This is a genomic window from Citricoccus parietis (assembly GCF_042433045.1).
Lineage (GTDB): Bacteria > Actinomycetota > Actinomycetes > Actinomycetales > Micrococcaceae > Citricoccus > Citricoccus parietis.
The window spans coordinates 1-17920 of the sequence record NZ_JBHLWH010000019.1; the positions used below are offsets into that span (position 1 = coordinate 1).

Annotated in this window: 15 protein-coding genes and 1 pseudogene; 5 read left to right on the forward strand and 11 right to left on the reverse strand. The window is 65.5% G+C overall.

Features of this window, described 5'->3' with window-relative positions; all coding sequences use genetic code 11:
• Positions 1–119 precede the first annotated feature (119 nt).
• The 3 genes from ACFFIO_RS06370 (at position 120) to ACFFIO_RS06380 (ending at position 1316) form a co-directional block, all read left to right on the forward strand.
• Positions 120–410 (forward strand): hypothetical protein, encoded by a 291-nt coding sequence (locus ACFFIO_RS06370; RefSeq protein WP_378040755.1) that lies wholly within the window; start codon positions 120–122, stop codon positions 408–410.
• A gap of 3 nt (positions 411–413) precedes the next feature.
• A complete protein-coding gene (locus ACFFIO_RS06375; RefSeq protein ID WP_378040756.1) occupies positions 414–674 on the forward strand; it encodes a hypothetical protein in 261 nt (86 codons plus the stop codon).
• 492 nt (positions 675–1166) lie between these two features.
• The gene (locus ACFFIO_RS06380) at positions 1167–1316 is read left to right on the forward strand and encodes an excalibur calcium-binding domain-containing protein (protein ID WP_378040757.1); all 150 of its coding nucleotides are present in this window, start codon (positions 1167–1169) and stop codon (positions 1314–1316) included.
• 176 nt (positions 1317–1492) lie between these two features.
• Here ACFFIO_RS06380 and ACFFIO_RS06385 read toward each other — a convergent pair whose 3' ends face one another.
• Both ACFFIO_RS06385 and istA read right to left on the reverse strand, forming a co-directional pair.
• Complete coding sequence (locus ACFFIO_RS06385; protein WP_378040758.1) at positions 1493–2239, reverse strand: ATP-binding protein; 747 nt, start codon at positions 2237–2239, stop codon at positions 1493–1495.
• A pseudogene (gene istA, locus ACFFIO_RS06390) lies at positions 2236–3798 on the reverse strand (IS21 family transposase). The gene ACFFIO_RS06385 and the pseudogene istA overlap by 4 nt, the downstream one beginning before the upstream one ends.
• Positions 3799–4035: 237 nt before the next feature.
• Between istA and ACFFIO_RS06395 the strand changes: the two are divergent.
• Complete coding sequence (locus ACFFIO_RS06395) at positions 4036–4662, forward strand: TetR/AcrR family transcriptional regulator (RefSeq protein WP_378040759.1); 627 nt, start codon at positions 4036–4038, stop codon at positions 4660–4662.
• A gap of 41 nt (positions 4663–4703) precedes the next feature.
• Here the strand turns inward: ACFFIO_RS06395 and ACFFIO_RS06400 are convergent, their stop codons facing one another.
• Genes ACFFIO_RS06400 through ACFFIO_RS06420 form a run of 5 tightly spaced genes read right to left on the reverse strand, consistent with a single transcriptional unit; the run spans position 4704 to position 11282 of the window.
• On the reverse strand, positions 4704–5114 hold the full coding sequence (locus ACFFIO_RS06400) for a Zn-ribbon domain-containing OB-fold protein (RefSeq protein ID WP_378040760.1): 411 nt from the start codon (positions 5112–5114) through the stop codon (positions 4704–4706).
• The gene (locus tag ACFFIO_RS06405; protein ID WP_378040761.1) at positions 5111–6253 is read right to left on the reverse strand and encodes a thiolase family protein; all 1143 of its coding nucleotides are present in this window, start codon (positions 6251–6253) and stop codon (positions 5111–5113) included. The genes ACFFIO_RS06400 and ACFFIO_RS06405 overlap by 4 nt, the downstream gene beginning before the upstream one ends.
• Positions 6253–8841 (reverse strand): CaiB/BaiF CoA-transferase family protein, encoded by a 2589-nt coding sequence (locus tag ACFFIO_RS06410; RefSeq protein WP_378040762.1) that lies wholly within the window; start codon positions 8839–8841, stop codon positions 6253–6255. The genes ACFFIO_RS06405 and ACFFIO_RS06410 overlap by 1 nt, the downstream gene beginning before the upstream one ends.
• Positions 8842–8882: 41 nt before the next feature.
• Positions 8883–9875 carry a phosphotriesterase family protein gene (locus ACFFIO_RS06415; RefSeq protein ID WP_378040763.1) on the reverse strand — a complete coding sequence of 331 codons (993 nt, stop codon included), beginning with the start codon at positions 9873–9875 and terminating at the stop codon, positions 8883–8885.
• 36 nt (positions 9876–9911) lie between these two features.
• A complete protein-coding gene (locus tag ACFFIO_RS06420) occupies positions 9912–11282 on the reverse strand; it encodes an MFS transporter (RefSeq protein ID WP_378040764.1) in 1371 nt (456 codons plus the stop codon).
• Positions 11283–11782: 500 nt separating this feature from the next.
• Here ACFFIO_RS06420 and ACFFIO_RS06425 point away from each other — a divergent pair, with 500 nt between their 5' ends.
• The gene (locus tag ACFFIO_RS06425; protein WP_378040765.1) at positions 11783–12316 is read left to right on the forward strand and encodes a metallophosphoesterase family protein; all 534 of its coding nucleotides are present in this window, start codon (positions 11783–11785) and stop codon (positions 12314–12316) included.
• A 4-nt stretch (positions 12317–12320) separates the two neighbouring features.
• Here the strand turns inward: ACFFIO_RS06425 and ACFFIO_RS06430 are convergent, their stop codons facing one another.
• The 4 genes from ACFFIO_RS06430 to ACFFIO_RS06445 form a co-directional block, all read right to left on the reverse strand.
• A complete protein-coding gene (locus tag ACFFIO_RS06430) occupies positions 12321–13787 on the reverse strand; it encodes a protein adenylyltransferase SelO (protein WP_378040766.1) in 1467 nt (488 codons plus the stop codon).
• A gap of 109 nt (positions 13788–13896) precedes the next feature.
• A complete protein-coding gene (locus ACFFIO_RS06435) occupies positions 13897–14640 on the reverse strand; it encodes an MBL fold metallo-hydrolase (RefSeq protein WP_378040767.1) in 744 nt (247 codons plus the stop codon).
• 138 nt (positions 14641–14778) lie between these two features.
• Entirely contained in the window at positions 14779–15537 is a 759-nt protein-coding gene (locus tag ACFFIO_RS06440) for a DUF1648 domain-containing protein (RefSeq protein WP_378040768.1), read from the reverse strand.
• 119 nt (positions 15538–15656) lie between these two features.
• Entirely contained in the window at positions 15657–17885 is a 2229-nt protein-coding gene (locus tag ACFFIO_RS06445; RefSeq protein WP_378040769.1) for a catalase, read from the reverse strand.
• Between the last annotated feature and the right edge of the window lie 35 nt (positions 17886–17920).

The following is a 17920-nucleotide window of genomic DNA, read 5'->3' on the forward strand; positions in this document are numbered from 1 at the left end:
CCGCGTCCACGTCTGGAACGACGTGCCTTGCCACCTGTGCGTTACACCACTCTATGGGGCACTACTTGTCGAGAGTGGAGCTATTCGAACGTATCCGACGAGTCCGGCGGGATGAAGACATGTCGATCCGGGCCTTGGCGGAGAAGTACAAGGTGCATCGGTGCACGGTGCGCCAGGCATTGGCTGATGCGATGCCGCCGCCGCGCAAGGCCCCCGTGAGGGCCGCCCCGGTGCAGGGCCCGTACGCGGAGACGGTGCGGGGCTGGCTGGTCGCAGACCAGGACGCCCCGCGCAAGCAACGCCATACGGCACGGCGGGTGTGGCAGCGACTGGTCGAGGAGGAAGGCGCTGAGGTGGCCGAGCCGAGCGTGCGGGCGTTGGTCGCTCTGCGCCGTCAGATCGGGGACTAGTCCGTGCAGGTGAAGGTCCCGCAGACCCATGTCCCGGCCGCCGAGGCCGAAGTCGACTTCGGCGAGTTTCAGGCGAAGATCGCCGGGGTGATGGTGATGCTGTGGATGTTCATCCTGCGCCTGTCGCACTCGGGCAAGGCCGTGCACATCGCCTACGCCAATCAGGCCCAGGAGTCCTTCCTCGATGGGCACATTCAGGCCTTCGAGCGGCTGGGCGGGGTGCCGACCGGGATGATCCGGTATGACAACCTGACCCAGCGGTGATCCGGTGCGCGCTGGGCCGGGAGCGGGAGGAGAACCCGCGGTTCATCGCACTGCGGTCGCATTACGGGTTCGACAGCTTCTTCTGTATCCCGGGGATCGACGGGGCCCACGAGAAGGGCGGGGTCGAGGGTGAGGTCGGCTGGTTCCGCCGTCGTCACCTGGTCCCGGTACCGGACTTCGCCTCCTTGGCCGAGCTGAGCCGGCGCCGACCCCGACCCCGGCCCGAGGCCAAGACACCGAGGCAGCGGCGGCGGGAACCGCACTGGCCGCGCTGGAGGCATTGCCGGTCAAGGGTCGGGCCCCGAAGACCGGATACGAGCGGGAGGAGTTCGGCCAGGCCTGGGCCGACACCGACCGCAACGGCTGCGACACCCGCAACGACATCCTGTCCCGCGACCTGGCCGGCGAGGCCTCACGCGCGTACGAGATCACCCCACGCTCCACCCAGCCCCCCACCGCTAGCCGAGAAAGACCCAGGCGCCGCCGTCACAAGTGCTTGCTCCCGCGCAGGCGGGGACGGATCCGCAGTTCAGCAGCTGCAAGAAGGCCAAGGCCGCCGGCTACGGGCCCTACGTCGCCGGAACCGACCCCGAATACCGCTGGTACCGGGACGGTGACAGCGACGGCATCAACTGCGAGTAACTGCCATTCGGAGTTTTCGGAGGCCAATGGGGGCATTCCCTCCACATGGGTTGAGATGCAAATGAGTAATTGAAGGCTTGGAGGCCACGCGATATTGCCTTTGGGGGCCAGCGATATTGCCGGTGGGGGCCAGCGGCCGCAGGCTTGGGGGCCACCGGCTCCCACCGACTGTTTCCTCACTGATTCACGATGGCGTGTTCACGCATGTTGTGGTTGCCGGTGTCCACCCAGAGGGTGTTGTGCACGATGCGGTCCATGATGGCATCGGCGTGGACTCCGGAGCCGAGGCGCTGGTGCCAGTCCTTCTTGGCGTACTGCGTGCAGAACACCGTCGAGGCGGCGTCGTACCGGCGTTCAAGTAACTCCAGCAGCATGCTCCGCATCGACTCGTCGGGGTGGTCCAGCAACCACTCGTCGATCACCAGCAGCGTGAAGGCCGCGTACTTCTTCAGGAACTTCGTGGTCCCCTGGGGCTTGTCCCTGGCCAGGGCCCAAGCCTCCTCGAGGTCGGGCATCCGAATGTAGTGCGCCCGGATCCGGTGCTGGCAGGCCTGCTTGGCCAGAGCGCACCCCAGATAGGACTTCCCGGAGCCGGTGAAGCCCTGGAACACCACGTTCTGCTGGCGGGCGATGAATGAGCACGTCCCGAGCTGGGCGATCACGTTCCGGTCCAGCCCGCGTTCCTCGACCCGGTCCAACCGACGCAGGTCCGCCGCCGGGTAGCGCAGCCCAGCCCGGCGGATCAGCCCCTCGACCTTGGCGTGGTTGAACGTGGAGTGCGCCTCGTCCACCACCAACTGCAGGCGTTCATTGAAGCCCATCCCGAGCACCAGGTGATCCTCTTGGGCCTCGATCGCCTCCAGTAGCGGCGCGGCTCCCATCTCGCGCAGCTTGCGCTTGGTCTCGATGTCAATCCCGCTCACTTTGCCCCTCCCGCGTAGTAATCGGCCCCGCGAACGTACCCGCCGAGTTCGACGGGTTCGGCCCGTGGCGGCCTGAGTCGGCCGGCCTGATCCTGGCCGGTGGCCAGGATCGGCTTCAGGTGCGCATAGCGCGGAGAACGCACCGGGCCGGCCAAAGCGATCCGGCAGGCCGCCTCCACCCGCTCAGCGGAGTAACGGCGGGAGAGGCGCAGTACGGCCAGGGCGGCGTCCAGGCCCTGCTCGTCCACGGGAACGGACTCGAAGACCCGGTTCACCACCACCAGGGCAGAGGGACCGATCCGCTCGGCTCATTCCCGCACCCTGGCAGCATCCCAGGGCCGGTACCGCTCTCCGGCCGGCAGATCGGCGTCGTTGGTGCGGTACCCGTTGGCCGAGCCCTCGGGCAGCAGCAGATGACTGGACAGCCACTCGGTGCCCCGGTATACCTCCAGCATCCGGTCGGTGATCCGCAGGTCGACCTTGGTGGCGATATGTGCGAACGGCACGGAGTAGTGGTTCCGTTCGAAGACCACGTGTCCGTTGCGGGCCACCCTGCGGCCGTAGACCCACCGGCTGATCTCGTAGGTCACCTGCGGCAGGGGTGTCAGCAGGGGCTGCTCCTCGTCGGCGAACACGCTGGCACGGGAGCCGGGCCGCTTCTGGAACGACTCCTGGTTGTAGGCCGCCACCCGATCGGTGATCGCCGCCTTCAGCTCGCCCAGCGAGGCGAACCGCTGGTCCCTCAGGTCGGCGATGACGCGCATCGCCACATGCCAGACCGTGTTCTCCACGCTGGCCTTATCTTTCGCAGCCCGTATTCTGCCTGGCAACACCGCCGCCGAGTAATGGGCGGCCATCTCCCGGTAGGCATCATTGAGGACGATCTCGCCCTCGGCCGGGTGCTTGATCACCCCGGTCTTCAGATTGTCCGAAACGATCCGAGGCACCGAACCGGAGAATGCCTCGAACATCGCTACATGGGCCCGCAGCCAGGTGTCCTGCTTCATGTCCAGGGTCGGCTCCACGAAGGAGTACCGGCTGAACGGCAGGCACCCCACGAACAGGTAGACCGTCGTGGTCTTGCCGGTGGCCGGGTCGTGCAGGCGCATCGTCGGTCCGGACCAGTCGACCTCGACTGTCTGCCCGGCCTTGTGTCCGACCCTGGAGGTCGCGCCGGTGACCAGCACGTGGCGCTGGTAGGTCCGACAGAACCGGTCGTAGCCCATCGCAGGCGCATTCGTGGCAATGCATTCGTCGGCGTACTCGCCGTGCAACAGCTTCAGCGTCACCCCGACCCGGGCCATCTCCTGGTGGACCCGATCCCAGTCGGGCTGGGCGAACACGCTCTGGTGCTCACCGCGGCCCGGGAACAACAACCCGTACACCTCGCCGTCCGTGCGGTCCTTGACCTCGTCCCAGCCGATCCCGGCCGCATCAGCGGCCTCCAGCACCGCCGTGACGGATTTGCGGGACATGCCCTGCGATGTCGAGATAGCCCGTCCGGACAAGCCCTCGGCGCGCAGCTGCAGCACGAGCTTGGCCCTGATCTTTCGTACCATTGATGGTCTCCTTCCGTCGCGTGCCCTATACACGCGGCGGAAGGAGCCTAAGCACGGTGGCCCCCAAGCACGCCACTGCCGGCTCCCGAGCCCACTACCGGCCGGTCAGTGCAATGGCCCCCGATCACACGACTGATGGTCCCCAACGGAGCGAATATTCAGCAAATTAACCCATTGAATCTCCACCCCGCGCCGAAGGCTCCGACACTGTAGATATCCGATTGCTATGATCGTTGGATGATTGAAGAACCGCTGTCGCAGACGGACGAGTCTCAGTCAGCGGCAACAAAGCGGCGAATTATCGATGCCGCGACTCACGAATTCGCGGCCTATGGATATGCGGGTGCCCGCATCAATCGAATTGCGGCCGACGCGTCCGCGAACAAACAACTCATCTACCGATACTTCGGCGGAAAGCAGGAACTCTACGAGGCAGTACTCGTCGAGATGACCCGCACATCGCGAGCATTGCTTGCCCAGGAGAGGGCCTCAGGTCTCGCCTACCTCGACTTTCTCAGTACGCGCGAGTCGGGGCTTGATAGTAGTTCGCAGTTTCCCTTGTGGGCACGAATCCTCGGATGGGAGGGCATGACCAATGCTTCCGAGACACATCAGACCGAGGAGCTTCGACGGGCCAACTTCCGCTCACGCAACGAGTGGATCCGAAGCGACCAGACCAGGGGCGAGATCTCCTCCAGATACTCGCCCGAGCGTCTCAACGCCGTACTCATGGCAGCGAGCATCTTCCCCATCACGATGCCGAGAACGTTTAAACTGATCCTCGACAAGGAGGACATCTCCGATGACGACCTGCGCGACTGGTTTGCTTTCGTCAGGCAGATCGTCGGAGACGGCCTGAACTAGCGCAGAGAAAATCGGTGCGTGAATATTGCGCACCGATCGCTTCACTTATCCAGTGTGAAGTTCACCAGCGCCGCCTCGTCCGAAATGGCGGTGAATGCACACACTACTCGTTCGTCAATCGCGGCCTCGGCGGGCTCGTTGAGCAACCGTCCGATGATGACCGGACCCTCATCAAGCTCAACCATGACGACGGTGTATGGAACGTCCGTGAACGCGGGATTCAGCACACGATAGTAGATGCAGTAGCTATAGATTTTTCCCTTGCCTGAGAGCACTTCCCACTCATAATCGCGAGAGAGGCACGAGGGGCAGGTGTCCTGAGGAGTCCACCGCAGGTCATTGCAGACCAAGCAACGCTGCATCGTCAGCTGACCGTGCCTGGCAGCTTTCCAGAATGGTGCTGCCTGTGGGTCTTCAAGGTTGGGCAGTACCGCCCCTACGTCTGTACTCATGAGTCACCTCTCACCAAAATGGATGCCGCTGCCTTGACGAACGCGAAGGTCGACGCGTAGATCACTGCTCGTGCATCTTTGATCTGTCGCTGGTCGGCGGCGCCACGCAGCTGCTGAACGCCTTCGAAAATGTGAAGCCACCCCCACATATAGGCTTCCGAGAGCTGGCCTCCGTTGGTGTTCACCGGAAGGCTGCCGCCGGGGTAGGTGTGACGCTCCGCGAGCCATGGCCCTACATCCTCCGGGGATTGAAACCCCAGGTGGGCCAGCATCTGCAAGGGCCAGACCGCGGTCGGATCCTGGATATACACGGCATCGATATCGGATCGGTCCATGTCGGCGCTCTCGAACACCCGGTCGCCCACGTCGCGCAGCCACCCACGTAGCACGGTGTCGTCCTGGGTGTAGGTCGAACCGGTCGCTCCCACCTGCGCCATGCCGGACAGATAAATAGGGCGGTCGGTGTATTCGGATGCGCGATCCGCGGTCGTCACGATCAGCGACACGCCCCCGTCGGAGATCATCGTGATGTCTGCGCGCCGGAGAGGATCGACCAGGTACGGCTGGGCGAGATAGTCATCCATGGTCAACGGTTGTTTGAACAGGGAGATTGGATTCAGCTGCGCCCATTCGCGTTGTGACAACGCGATATGCGCGAACTCTTCTTCTGTCGTGCCATAGAGGTGCCGCCAACGCTGCAATGCCATGCCCGCTTGCCCCGCGATGTGTGCGAATCCATAGGGCGTGCTGAAGGAACCGGCACCGGGTGCCCTGCCTCCCGCAAAGGGAAACCGGTCCGTTCTCTGGTTGGTTCCGTACGTGAGGGCGATCGTCGAAGCCATCCCCGATCGCAACACCATCTGGGCTTGGTGAAGCGAGAAGTTGCAGGTTCCGTAGTCCAGCGTCGTGGAGTACTTCGGGTGGATGCCCGCGGTGGTCGCGACAAGCTCGTCGTTTCCATCACCTGCCATCTGCTTGCAGGTGATGAGTCCGTCGAGGCGGTCCTTTGGGATGCCAGCATCGGAGAGCGCTTCTCCCAGCGCCTCAACGGCGAGGCTCGACGCCGTGCGTCCGGGGTGTTCACCCTGCGCTGTACGGCCAATGCCTACAACCGCGAGGGTATCCGGTGAGATTCCCATCAGATGACTCCTTCCGACCGCAACCGGCCGATCTCCTTGGACGACATGCCCAGCAGGTCACCAAGCACGTACTCGTTGTCCTCGCCGTAGTTGGGTGCGCCGCGCTGCGCTCGTCCCCCGGCGTGCGAGGGTGTGGCGCTCAGATCAACGGGTAGCTCATACACCGGCCAGCGGCCGATCTTCGTGCCCTCGACTTCCGTGAGCCATTCGAGGTGGGCCAGTTGCGGATCCCGATCGTATCGATCGGCCGCCGTCTGCGCCGCACCGGCACGAACACCCACCGCCTGAAGCCGCTCCATCAGTTCATGGCCGTCCCACAGCGCGGTCCACTCCGACACGAGCGAGTCGACTTCGGCGCGATGAGCGTTTCGAGCGGCCACATCTCGGAAGCGCGGATCGGCGATCCACTCCTCATGCCCGGCGGCATGCGCGAGTCGCTGCCACTCGTCGTCCGTGAATACGGCGATTGCGATCCATCGATCCTCGCCGCGGCTGGGGTAGATTCCGTGGGGGCTGGCGCTGGTGTAGGGGGACCGGTTTCCCGATCGAGCGAACTCGCGTCCGTTGACCTGCCAATCAAGCAGTGTCGGCCCGATAAGTCCGATGCCGGACTCGACCTGTGACGAATCGATGTGCTGGCCCTGTCCAGTGACCTCGCGATAGTACAGACCACTCAGTACCGCCTGCGCGAAGCCGTAGGCGCCGATCCAGTCGAGGTAGGAATAGCCCCAGCCGGCCGGCGCGAACGGGGCGCCGAGCCCGCTCATCTCCGACAGGCCCGAGAAGGATCCCGCGACCGGGCCCACCGTGCGGAATCGCCCGTAGGTTCCCTGGCTGCCCATGCCGGACTGCTGAACGTAGACGATCTGGTCGTTGAGTTCGCGAAGCGCCTCGTACCCGAGACCCCACTTGTTCAGCACCCCCGGGGAGAATCCCTCAGTCACGACATCTGAGACGCGAACGAGCTCGCGTGCGATCTCGAGTCCCTTGGGCTGGGTGACGTTCAGCGAAAGCCCGAGCTTGCCGGGGTTCTTGTTGTTGAACTGCCCTCCCATGTCCGGGTCCGTCACGGGAGGAAGCGGACCGGACGCCACATCGCGGGCGGCACGACCCCCGACCGGAGCCATGGCCCCAAGCCGGGTATCGGGATGGGCATGCCACTCGACCTTGATCGTCTCGGCACCGAACCCGCTGAGTATGCGCGTGCCCCCGGCGGAGGCAAGGAACCAACCGAAGTCAAGGATGCGGACATTGCTGAGCGGAAACGGCTTGCCATGAGGAGAATCGAGCAGACGAGGGCTCGCACTCACCGAAACTGGATGACTCGCAACCTCGGTATTGAGAACCTCGGCCGTGTGCTCACCCACATGCGGAGCGCGTATCCCAGTCTTCCACGACGTCTCAGAGGAGCGCCACTTGGAGACGGGGTAGAGGTAGCTCTCGCCGAGATCCTCATGCTCGACATGGTCGAACGTCCCGCGGGCGAGCCAGTGCTCGTCCTCCGCGTTCTCGTGCGGCTTGCGCAGCGGTACCCACATGAGCCCAGCCGCCTGAGCCTCACGCCATGGCACGGCGTCATACGTGAATGACTCTATCAGTCGCTTCGCCGAGTGCTGTGCCTCAAGTACCTTGGGAGACAGTGGGGCCGAGCCGGGAATGTTTCGCCCGTTGCCCGTCGCCTGATTCTCCTCGCTCGGGTCGAAGCCGGGTACGGAGATGCCGTATGACTGTGCCAAGGCCATCGTGCGGTCGGCGTCTTTCTCCATCATCGAGAACGCCATGATCCACCGACCGTCTTTCGTCTGCGCGATGGTTTTCGCGTAGTCCGAATTCGCCGCAGCGTGCCGACAGGTCTGGCGGTGGATCTCGACCCGACGCATCGCCCACTCCATGACGTCGATCTCAGTGTTCTTCGAGACTGCTTCGTGGATGGCGCACCCCACGGTCTGCCCCTCACCGGTACGCGCACGGTGGAACAGTGCCACCTGGACGCCGTAGAGAAGCTGTTCTCCGGCAATGTGGTACGCCTGCCAGAGTTGGGGAGCGATAGGCGGAAGGTCATAGCCGGCCGCCGGGGCCGGGTCATAGCCGCAACACATCGCGACACCCCCCAGCGCGAGGTGCACCAAATCGGATCCCACGAAATCCGACCATGGCCCGTCATCACCGAACGGAGTCATCCGGGCATGCACGAGCGCGGGGAACCGCTCACGAATCTCATCCTGCGAGAGTCCGATCGGGTCAGGGTGGTCCCCCGAGATCGACTGGAGCAGAACATCCGCCGTGCCGATAAGGCGCAGGAGATCCGCCTGCCCCTCACGGGTCGACAGGTCCAACGTCACCGACTTCTTGCCCCGGTTGTAGTGCCAGAAGTGCAGGGATCGTTCCGCATCAGGAACGTCACCCACGAAGGGCCCGATCGCCCTCGACTGTGCGCCGGTCGGCGGCTCGATCTTGATGACCTCAGCACCGAGTCCGGCGAGCTCAAGACCGACATACTCCGCAGTCACATCCGCGAGCTCGATCACCCGAATTCCATCGAGGACAGTCTTGGGGTTATTAGTGCGGTTCTCACCGTGATCGGACATGGTTCCTTCTCTGCTTTCTCGCAACCGTTGAAGCCGCGTGGTTAGTACGCTCCGCCGTGGGCGAAGATTCTGCGCGGATTCTCGATGAGGATCTGATCGATGTCGGCCTGCGACACTCCCTGCGCCCGCATCGCGGGGACCACCTCGTCGGTGATGTATGTGAATCGCCAGTCCTTTAGACCTGGCATGACGGCACGCTGCTCGCGCGTGATGCTGTCTGATTCCACGTTGGTGTCATGCCCCATGACCATCTGCGATGCGTAGCCTCGCCGGCACAGCTCGACGGCGATGGCGATTCGCTCATCTGTCGGCGTGGCCTCCTCCGCATGCATGCCGTTGATGCTGATGCCGAATCGGTCGAGCCCAATGAAAGAGCCTCGTGCGAGTACCTGTTCGGCGTACTCCAGATCGGCGATGTCACCTACATGGCCGATGACCACTCGACTGAGGTCGACCCCTTCTTCCTCCAGGATCCGCTGTTGGGCAAGACCCTGCTGTGAGGCCGCGTGTGCATGCGTCGAGATCGGAACCCCCGTTCGTCGGTGGGCACGTGCCACCGACCTGATCACGGTCTCGACATCCTCGGTGATTCCATAAGTGTCGGTCGCGCATTTGAAGATCGCTGGCCGGATACCGGTCCCGCCGACTCCTTCTTCTACCTCGCGGACAAAGAAGTCGGCGATGAACCCAGGGCGGCTCATCTCGTTGAGGCGGAAGAAGGTCGGCAGGTCGCGGAACGTGTAGACCCCCGTTGCAACGACAATCTGCATCCCAGATTCACGTGAGATTCGCGCGACGCGCGGCAGGTCCCGGCCCAGACCGTAAACGGTCAGGTCGACGATCGTCGATATGCCCCGCTCCTTGAATTCGGCGAGCTGCTCGACCGCTGACGCGACCATCTCCTCTTCGTCCCAGGGGTAGTTGATCCGCAATTCGGCGTTGAGAGTGAAGACGTGCTCGTGCATCGACGTCGCCCCGAGCTCGTCAACAGAGATCGTTCCAGTGGCGGTTTCCACGGTGTGCTGGTCACCCATTGTGAGATCCTTTCGTAGCCATGATGAGCAAATCGCCTACACCGAACCGACGTCGGCCAACGACCGGCCGGACGTTTCCGTCTTCATCACGAAGACTGCGACGAGAATGCTGAGGATGCACATTGCGGCGATCACGTAGAACACCCAGTTGGTCAGACCAGCCCCCATCAGTGCGCCGAAGATGATCGGTGCGGTTGCTGCTCCAATTCGGCCGACGGTCGAAGCGAACGATGATGCGAGTCCGCGGACCTCGGTCGGGAAGAGCTCTGAAACCCAGACCTGCAAGGGGTTCGTGTCGAGAGCGAACTGGTAAACCATCATGACGAGGAGAAAGATCCAACCGAATTCCGGTCCCAGCCCGAGCAGTGACGACATTGTCAGCGCGGCTATCGCCATTAGCGCGTACGCGAGGATGAACGCCAAACGGCGCGGGAGCTTATCTGCGGTGAGGGTGAAGAAGAGTCGACCACCAATGGAGACCGCGTAGATCAGGATGACGGCCCCAATTGCGCTCTGGAGGGGGTAGCCGAGCACCATGACGAGAATGGATGGCACCCATACGCTCCAACCGTAGGTCAGTGCCTGAAACAGGAAGAAGGCGAGCGAGGCGCCGACGGTCCGCCGCATATAGAGAGGTTTGAAGAGTAGTTTGAAGCTCTTAAGAGCATTGCGCTTCTCACCGGTGTCCGAATCACTTGACGTGTCGATGTCGTCCACGGAGGTAATCTCCGCGCCTAGACGTTGTGCTGCAACGACGGCCTCGGCGTGCCGACCCTTTTTCGCAAGCCAACGCGGTGACTCTGGAACCTGCCGCCGAATGTAGAGCGCGATGAAGGCGGGAATGACGCCGACCACGAACAGCCAACGCCAACCGGCCGTCGGGATGAGGGCGCCTGCGCACAGGGCTGCGAGGATCGTGCCGATGGGCCAGGTCAATCCCAGCGCCGCCATCAGTAGACCGCGTCGGCGCTTGGGTGCAATCTCGGCGATGTACGCAAGGTCGATCGGGATCATCGCGCCCATGAACAGACCGCTGATGAACCGGAAGGCGATGAGCATCTCGAAGCTTGTGGACAGTGCGCTCAGCCCCGTAAACACGCCGATCCCCAACACCGTGATCATCATGACGATGCGGCGGCCGTAGATGTCGCTCAAGAACCCGAAGGTCAGTGCTCCGACCGCCATGCCCCACAGGGCCGCGCTGCCGATGAGACCACCGACGAGCGTCGTGAGATTCCATTCCTCAAGAACGGAGGGCAGCGCCAACGCCATGATTTGTGTATCGAATGCATCGAACATGAACGCGAGCATCGTCGCGGCAAGAGCAATGTAGTACTTGCGACTGAACGGAAGATTGTCGATGACTTCCCCGATATCGGGTTTCACCGCTCGTGCCTCGATCGCCATGAAGAGTCCCTACAACTTTCTTCGTCCTCGAAAAAATGATTACTGCGGCCGCGTGGTCGCCGTCCGCGAGACTTGATAAATGGGGTCGTGTGACCCGAATCACCAGGGTAACCATCTGGTTGCCCCCTGTCAACCAGATGGTTACCCCTTAGGTTCCGATTTCGGCGGCCGTCAGTATCCACAATGTGATCAGGTGATGGTCGAGAGCGTCGATGGACATCCATTGGGCTGCATAAAGTCGCAATGGCGATTGCGCCTGTCAAGGCAGGTATACCTGCCCCACAGAAGTGTCCGATGACATGGTGTGCACTGGACCCAGTGCACACCTGATTGGACACCGACTTGTAGGCGCTTCCGCAGCCAAAGACGGTCTATGTTTTCTGCGGCGGGAGGGTTGCGGCGAGTATGCCCGACGTCCGGGCTGAGGCCGAGAAGCTACCCTATGTCAACTCGAATTGGAGCTCCGGTCGATCCGGAGTCGAGGCCGCTAGTCTCAGGGCATGTCCTCCGCCCCGGTCCGCCTGCTGCTGCTGGCGGACACGCATGTCCCCAACCGGGCGCGCGCCCTGCCCGCGCAGGTGTGGCAGGCCGTGGAGGCGGCCGACGTCGTCTTCCATGCTGGAGACTGGCAGGTTCCGGAGGTGCTGGATGAGCTCCAGGCCCGGGCTCGTCGCCTGGTGGGCGTGTGGGGCAACAATGACGGCGAGGAGCTGCGCCGGCGTCTGCCGGAGACCGCGCGGGTGGAGATCGGCGGCGTCCGGTTTGCCATGACGCATGAGACCGGGGCGGCCCGTGGCCGGGAGCGGCGGATGGCCACCGCGTTCCCGGAGGACGATGTCCTCATCTTCGGCCACAGCCACATCCCCTGGGACTCGGTGGCCGGCGAGGCGACGGCCAACCCCGGCCTGCGGCTGCTGAATCCGGGTTCGCCCACGGACCGCCGGCGGCAACCCGAGTGCACCCTGATGACCGCTACGGTGCAGGACGGACGGTTGGTGGAGGTCCGGCTGGTCCCCGTGGACCGGACGCCCTGACCGTTCAGGTCCCGCAATAGGTGCGGTACCGACCGAAGTCCTCCGGCGGGGGCTCGGCGTAGCGCTCGAACCCGGGGCGTTCGCGGAAGGGCTCGCTGACGGCCTCCAGCAGGCGGTGCAGGGGTGCCAGGTCATCAGCCGTTGCGGCCTCGAGGGCCTCCTCGACCAGGTGGTTGCGGGGGATATACGCCGGATTCGCTCGGTCCATCGCCTCGGGATTCGGGGTGAAGGACTGCCAGCGCTCGATCCAGGCATCGAGGGTAGGCCGGTCGGTGAACACGGCCCGGACCGGGCCCAGGTCCCCGCGAGCGGCCTGGCCCAGGCGGCGGAAGAACTGGGTGTAGTCCACGTGGTCCTGCTGCAACAGCGCGAGCAGGTCATCGATCAGCGGGCCCACCGTCTCATCCGGGGAGTCGGCCGGCAGACCCAACTTGGCGCGCATGCCGGTGGAGAAGGCCGCCCCGAACTCCCGGGGGAACTCTCCCAGGGCCTCGGTAGCCAGGGCCACCGCCCTGTCCTCGTTCTCGTCCAGCAACGGCAGCAACGCCTCGGCGAAGCGGGCCAGGTTCCACTGGGCGACCGCCGGCTGGTTCCCGTAGGCGTACCGTCCGCCCGTGTCGATGGAGCTGTACACGGCGTTGCGGTCGAAGGCGTCCATGAAGGCGCAGGGGCCGTAGTCGATGGTCTCGCCGGAGATGGTCATGTTGTCCGTATTCATCACCCCGTGCACGAACCCGATCAGGAGCCACCGGGCCACCAGGCCGGCCTGCGCCGTGATGACGCCGCGCAACAGGGACAGGTAGGGGTTCTCGTCCTGGGCCGCCGCCGGGTGGTGAAGGGCCACGGCCTGGTCCGCCAGGCGGCGGAGCACTGCGGGGTCCTCGTGATGGCGGGCGTACTGGAAGCTGCCCACGCGCAGGTGGCTGGACGCCACGCGGGTGAGCACGGCCCCCCGCAGCGGCCCCTCCTCGCGCAGGACGGTCCGGCCGGTGGCGACGACGGCCAGCGAACGGGTGGTGGGGATGCCGAGTCCGTGCATGGCCTCGCTGACGAGGTACTCCCGGAGCATGGGCCCGACGACGGCCCTCCCGTCCCCGCCGCGGGCGAAGGGCGTGCGCCCGGAACCCTTGAGATGGATGTCCCGCCGGTGTCCGCCGGTGTCCGTGATCTCGCCCAGCAGCAGGGCCCGGCCGTCGCCCAGCCGGGGGACGTAGGAGCCGAACTGGTGTCCCGCATAGGCCTGGGCCACGGGCGTGGCACCCTCGGGCACTCGGTTGCCGGTCAGGAGGCCGATGCCTTCTTGGCTGCGAAGCCACTCCGGATCCAGGCCGAGATCGGCGGCCAACGGTTCGTTGACCACCAGCAGGCGCGGCTCGGGGGCCTCCTCGGCCTGCCAGGGGACGCACAGTTCCGGCAGATCGGAGGCGAAGTTCGCCTGCAGGGACAGGGTGGGTTGGGGAATTCGGCTCACGCTCTCCACGGTATCCGTGCGCCGCGGCCGGGAACGAGGGGCCATCGTCGTGGACTTTGTTTGATCATCCTCGCGGCTGCTGTGCTCACCAGGCCGTCCAACTGTGAGGTCAGGCGCGCCCGTGGCGGCGGGCCTCGGTCACGGCACCTTCGATGCCCCCGGTCCAGGGCCGGCCGTGGCCGGTCAGGACCGTGCCGGCCTGTGTCTGCGCCAGGGCGTCCAGGCTGCGCAGAGCCACATCGCTGTCCGCGGTGGCGGCCCCGGCGACGATCCGAGGGCCGGTCTCCCCGGTGTACGGGTCCAGCGTCACCAGTGCGTCACCGGTCAACAGGACGTCCCGGTCGGGCAGGTGGAGCGCGCAGTGGCCGGCGGTGTGCCCAGGGCAGGCGATCACGCGGGGGCGCCCCGGAACGGGCACCGGGACGAAGGGGTCCAGGTCGTCGGTGACGTGTACGCCTTTCACCCCCAGCGCCCCGGCGAACAGCATGGAGGTCAGGATCGGCACGGCCCGGGGATGCCTCAGGGGGTAGGTGGCGCGGGGGTTCTCATGGGCGTACCGGTAGGGGTGGGCCGCCAGCGTGCGCTCGTCCCGGTGGCCGTACACCGGTATCCCCAGCCGCTGAACCAGCCGCCGCGCGACGCCCACGTGATCGAAGTGCGCGTGGGTGAGGACCAGGGCCTTCACGTCCTCCGGCCGTCGTCCGACGGCGCGGATCGCCTGGCCCAGCTCAGTCCAGACCCCCGGCAGTCCAGCATCGACGAGGGTCAGGCCCTCCTCGTCCTCCACGAGGTAACAGTTGACGTTGGCATGCTCGATCAGGTGCACGCCGGGGGCGATATCTGCGGTGAACATGGTTCCTCCTGTGTCCGGCGTCCGGGTCCGCGGTCCACGGTAGGCCCAGGACCCGGCTCGGGGGGAAGACCTGCCATCCGCCGTGTTCCCGAGGCCCAAGAAGAGCCCTGGCCCGGCCTGGTTCAGGGAGACAGCAACTCAGCTGACCGCGAAGACCAGCGCCAGTGGTCCGCCCACGAACACGACGAGGAACACGATCACGGTGGTCCGGCCGGCACGGTTGCCCACGTTGATGGTGGTCCCGGTGCCGTAGCCCTCCCGTTTGGGGACCATGATCAGCGGCTCATCCGGATTGTTGTAGATCCCCCCGGGGAGCCAGAGCTTCTCCTCGGCCTGTTCCTCTGCGGTGGGCGTGAAGCCGTGCTCGCCAGCCTGGGCATCTGCCCAGCGACTCCAGCGCCGGTAGGGCAGGAAGATCATGAGGAAGACCAGGATGAGGTAGCAGGCCATCGGCCATTTGAAGGAGACCTCTTCCGGCGTGACCCAGCCTTGGATGCCGAGATACCCGACGAACAGCACGGTCAACAGGGAGATCCAGCCCAGTACGGAGATGGTGGCGCGCTCGGCCCCCTCCAGCCGGTATCGCTTCCAGGCCGAGGGATCCTTCGGTGGGTTCATGAAGGCGGGGATGATGATCGCCAATACTGCCATCAGCGCCGCCATGCCCCCGGCGATCATCTGCGGCATGAACACGGTGCCGAAGGACTTCTCCTCCCAGGCATCGGGCACCCCGCCGGGGCCCCAGTGCGTGGGAATGGTCTCGGGCAGGTCGGGGTAGATCCGGAGTCCCCAGATGACGATGGCGGCCAACGCGACCGCGCTCAGGAGGAACGGGAGCCACGCGGCTGATCTGCCATGACGGAGTCCGGGCAGGGTGGTGCTGTTGTCCTCGGTCACGCCCCGATCCTAACTGGGCACCCGAGACCGGCCCGCCGCTGGTCAGACGCCGATGAAGGCGCCGTGACCGGCGGCGGGCCGGAGGGTCGGCCGGACGGTGGGGCGGAGCGGGGGTCGGATCAGGTGGTGGCGAAGCGGCCCGTCGTCGGGAACCGCTCCCAGACCCGGTGCGCGGGCATCAGGCGCAGCAGCTGCTGGACCGCCTCCTCGCCTCCGGCACCGGTGACGACGCCGGCTCCCTCCAGGTACCCGGCCGTGCGCAGCACGTCCTCGCCGGCCCCGTAGGCGCCGATGGACTTGGCCTGGCGCCACACCTCGTCCAGCAGCAGGGAGACCCTCGGATCGATGCCCTCCGGGGTGGACGACCCGACCTTGCTGTCGAGCCCATTGGCGGCGTCCGGAGCCGGCGGCGTCGCCGAGGCGACCAGCACGGCGTCGAACTCGATGGACCGGGCGGTGAGATAGGTGCGTTGGGCCGTCAGGTTCTTGTCCAGCAGCCGCGTGGCGGCGTCCCCGCCGCTCGGCGCGATGATCAGCGGCACCAATCCGGCCTGGTGCACCGCGGTGACCGCGCCGGACAGTTCGCCGGCATCGACCTCCGGCCCGACCACGATGCCCACCTGCCGTCCATCGAGGGGCCATTCCTGGCCCACCTGGGACAGCGCCGGGGACGGTACGACGTCGGCCGGGGACTCCGCCGGCTTCGGCACCGGCAGTCCCAGCCCGTCCGCGACGACCTGCGCCAGGGTCGGGTCGATCGCGGCCAGGGCCCTCAGTTGGCGCTCGCGGATGGCCTGCTCATAGCACTTGCCGAGCTCGAAGGTGTAGGCCTGCGCCGTGTGCTCCTTCTCCACCTCGGACAGGGACTGGAAGAACAGCCGGGCCTGGCTGAAGTGGTCGTCGAAGGAGGCAGGCAGGGCCCGTTCCTTCACCGAGGCGGACACCGGGGCGGGGTGATCGATGAACGGCCGGTCGCCGTCGGGCGTCTCGAAGGGGTTGCCGCCGTCCAGCGAGTTCGGCCGGTAGGGGGCCACCCCGGCGTGCACCGCGGTCTGGTGCATGCCGTCCCGCAGCATGTCATTCACCGCGGCGTGCGGGCGGTTGATGGGCAGCTGGTTCCAGTTCGGCCCGCCGAGGCGGGTGATCTGGGTGTCCAGGTAGGAGAACAGGCGTCCCTGCAGCAGCGGGTCATTGGTGACGTCGATGCCGGGGATGAGGTTGTTCGGGTTGAACGCCACCTGCTCGGTCTCGGCGAAGTAATTCGAGGTGTTCTTGTTCAGGGTCATCAGGCCGATCGGCTCCACCGGCACCAGTTCCTCCGGCACGATCTTGGTGGGGTCGAGCAGGTCGATCCCGGCGAACATCTGGTCCTCGGTGTCCTCGAAGACCTGGACGCCCAGCTCCCACTCGGGGAAGGCTCCGGCCTCAATGGCGTCGGCGAGGTCCCGGCGGTGGAAGTCCGGATCGGCACCGCTGATGATCTGTGCCTCCTCCCAGGTCACCGAGTGCACGCCGAGCTTCGGCTTCCAGTGGAACTTCACCAGCACGGTGGAGCCGTCCTGTGCGATGAGGCGGAAGGTGTGGATGCCGAAGCCCTCCATCATCCGGAAGGAGCGCGGGATGCCGCGGTCTGCCATGAACCAGATGGTGTGGTGCTGGGCCTCGGTGTGCAGGGAGACGAAATCCCAGAAGGTGTCATGGGCGGATTGGGCCTGGGGGATCTCCCGGTCCGGGTGCGGCTTGACGGCGTGGACGACGTCCGGGAACTTGATGGCGTCCTGGATGAAGAACACCGGGATGTTGTTGCCCACCAGGTCCCAGGTGCCCTCATCCGTGTAGAACTTGGTGGCGAAGCCGCGGGTGTCCCGGGCCAGGTCCGTGGAGCCCCGGGACCCCACCACGGTGGAGAAGCGGACGAAGACCTCCGTCTCCTTGTCCTTGGCGAAGACCCCGGCCTGGCTGAGCTTCGAGGCCGTGCCGTAGCCGCGGAACGTGCCGTGGGCACCCGCGCCGCGCGCATGTACCACGCGCTCCGGGATCCGCTCGTGGTCGAAGTGGCTGATCTTCTCCCGGAAGTGATGGTCCTGCAACAGGGCGGGCCCGCGCGGCCCAGCCCGGAGGGAATGGTCCGAGTCTTGGAGGCGGGCGCCGTGGGCCGTGGTTAGGAACTCCCCACCCTGGGCCATCTTGTCCTGAGGCGTGCCCGTCTCCTGGCCGGTGGGGGACACGGTGGCCGGCCCGGACTGGTCCGGCGAGGGCGGCAGCGGTCCGGCCGGAGTGGTGGGCTCCTCGACGGTGGGTTCGGTGCTGCCGGGGGAGCCGGGGATCGGAGGCTGCTTCTCGGTCATGGAACTGGCCTTTCGTCGGGTCCTGCAGACCGTGA